The 2,446-nt window shown below is 47.3% G+C and carries 3 protein-coding genes; all 3 read right to left on the bottom strand.

Features of this window, described 5'->3' with window-relative positions:
* On the bottom strand, window positions 1-766 hold a 766-nt coding region (locus tag F6K49_RS41410; RefSeq protein WP_293106935.1), incomplete at its 3' end, for a glycosyltransferase family protein.
* A gap of 145 nt (window positions 767-911) precedes the next feature.
* Window positions 912-1,703 carry an imidazole glycerol phosphate synthase cyclase subunit gene (locus F6K49_RS41415; RefSeq protein ID WP_293106939.1) on the bottom strand — a complete coding sequence of 264 codons (792 nt, stop codon included), beginning with the start codon at window positions 1,701-1,703 and terminating at the stop codon, window positions 912-914.
* Between the two features lie 4 nt (window positions 1,704-1,707).
* Window positions 1,708-2,322 (bottom strand): imidazole glycerol phosphate synthase subunit HisH, encoded by a 615-nt coding sequence (gene hisH, locus F6K49_RS41420; RefSeq protein WP_293106943.1) that lies wholly within the window; start codon window positions 2,320-2,322, stop codon window positions 1,708-1,710.
* Window positions 2,323-2,446 lie beyond the last annotated feature (124 nt).

A 2,446-nucleotide genomic window follows, 5' to 3' on the forward strand; every position in this document is an offset into this window, starting at 1 on the left:
TCTTCGACAACAGCATATTACCACCGGGAATGACCCGTTTGGCTCGCTTCCAAAGTTTTTGACCAGTCCCCATAATCGCTCCTTCATTCCGGGTCAATGGTTGATTTGCCGCAAATAGTTCAGGGCGAGTATGGCAGAGACTTAGAACTTCCAACCAGCCAAAGTCTTTTCTGGGATTAAAATGCTGAAACACATTAGTTACCACTTCAAAGTCTTCAGGCTCATCCACCGTCCAGCGCTTGCTTGAATAGTCTTCAGAGTGGCTATAATTTCCCAGGGAAAACGTCCCAGACTCCCTAATATAAGGGGTGACATGTTCCCGCTCATGGGGTTGAGTTGCCTCTTGGCGGGCTCGTTCCAAGGCGGCGAAGGTAAAAACTTCCGTATCCAGACCGTCAGGGAAAGTTGGGGGCACGCAATTACTGAGGTAATCCACTGAACTTAGCTGAAATTTAGCCAGCACTGCGTCCACGATTTCAGGATCAATCAGCGGACAATCCCCAGTAATACGAACTACAATCTCAGGGTGATAGGGTCTGGCTGCCTGATAGTAGCGGTCGAGAACATCATTCTCACTACCCTGATAGACGGGATATCCTAACTGTTTAACATGGGCTACTAAGGGTTGATTGCGTGGATCTTCAGAGGTTGCCAGCACAATTTGATCTACCAGCTTGGCCTGAGAAAGGCGCAGCAGTAACAGTTCAATCATCGGCACCCCCAGGATGGGGCGCATTACCTTCTTAGGAAAGCGTGTGGAGCCCATACGGGCCTGAACAATAGCAATTATGCTCATAATTCATAAACCATCAGTAGAGGCAGTTTTATTCGATTCTGATCTTATTGAGATAGCACAATATCAATAGGCATCTAAGCAGCTGAGCATAATTAGGTGTCTGATTGATACCGATTCAGGTCTCGATACGAATCGGCACACCCGCATTTCTGATATGTGCCCGTATTTGGAGCGGGTTTTGGTCACGAAAACAGAAAAAAGTCCCGGCAGCCACACCTTCAGCTAATCCCTCTTGAAACCCTTGAACAAAATGTTCAGCAAGTCCACAACCACCAGATAGAATTACCGGTACGGATATGCTAGATGCAACCGCTCTGCCAACTGCTAGGTTAAGTCCCTTACCTGTGCCATCAAGGTCTGCATCGGTCAGGAGCAATTCACCTGCACCGCGATCAACGGCTTCCTTTGCCCAATCGAACAAACATCTACCTGTAGAAGATTTGTTATTGCCTTGTATAACTTGTGGGTTCCCCGAGGCATTGATTCGAAAGTCAATCGAGACGACTACGCATTGGGCTCCGTAGCGGTTAGCTGCTTCTGTGATCAGCTCTGGTGTTTTGAGTGCTGCAGTGTTAATAGAAATTTTATCGGCACCCCGCTCAAGCAATTTAGCAAAATCATCAACGGTGCGAACACCTCCCCCTACTGCCAAGGGCATAAAAGTCTGACTTGCCAATTGCTCAATCAAACTAAGCATCATGCTGTCTTCACCGATCCCAGAATTATCGATATTCAGCACGACCAACTCGTCGGCGAGCTGGGCTTCATAGATCTTGGCCTGGGAAATTGGGTCTCCAACACTAATTACATCATCAAAAGATCTAGTTGTTACAAGCAGTGGCTTTACCTTGTTTCTGAGGTACTTGTGCTTAATGAGAAGCTTAGGGATTAAACGTTTCTTAACCATCGTTTCACATTGACAGGAAACTGCGAAGGAATCTCATGCCAGCAGTTTGACTCTTCTCGGGATGAAATTGCACTGCTACAAGATTTTCTCTTTGGAGTGCTGCACAAAAGGTTTCCCCATGAGTACAGGTTCCTAGCACCTGCCCCTTTGACGGTGCGTGGTAGGCGTAGGAGTGGTCGAAGTAAAAATCGGCCTGTTCTCCAGATTGATATTCGCCAAAGTCTGTTGCAAAGGCAACCGTATTCCATCCGACATGGGGGATACGGATACCCGAAACACTGCTGTGTAGCTTGCGAACCTTGCCACCAACCCAACCTAGCCCTTGGTGCAGACCCAACTCATCACTTGAATCTGCAAAAAGTTGCATACCCACACAAATACCTAGGATTGGACGGTTCATAGCAAAGGTCCATTCTTCAATGGCAGGCAGTAGACCACTAGCTTTTAACCGATCAGCACAAAATCCAAATGCACCAACACCAGGCAGTACCAGATGAGATGCTTGGAGAATATCAGTAGCAGACCGGACATGTATAACATGGGCACCAAGATACTCAAATGCATTGGCAATCGACCGTATGTTTCCTGCTTGGTAATCAATTAACCCGATCTCAGGCATACATCAAGGCTCCACTAATTAGTGCGGCAGGAAACATGACAGCTATTACATGCACGCATCTGTTCTTCAGCATCGTGACGCTCCATAGCACCATCACGGCTCCACTGCTCAAAATCAGGTGTGC

The organism is Moorena sp. SIO3I6 (assembly GCF_010672095.1).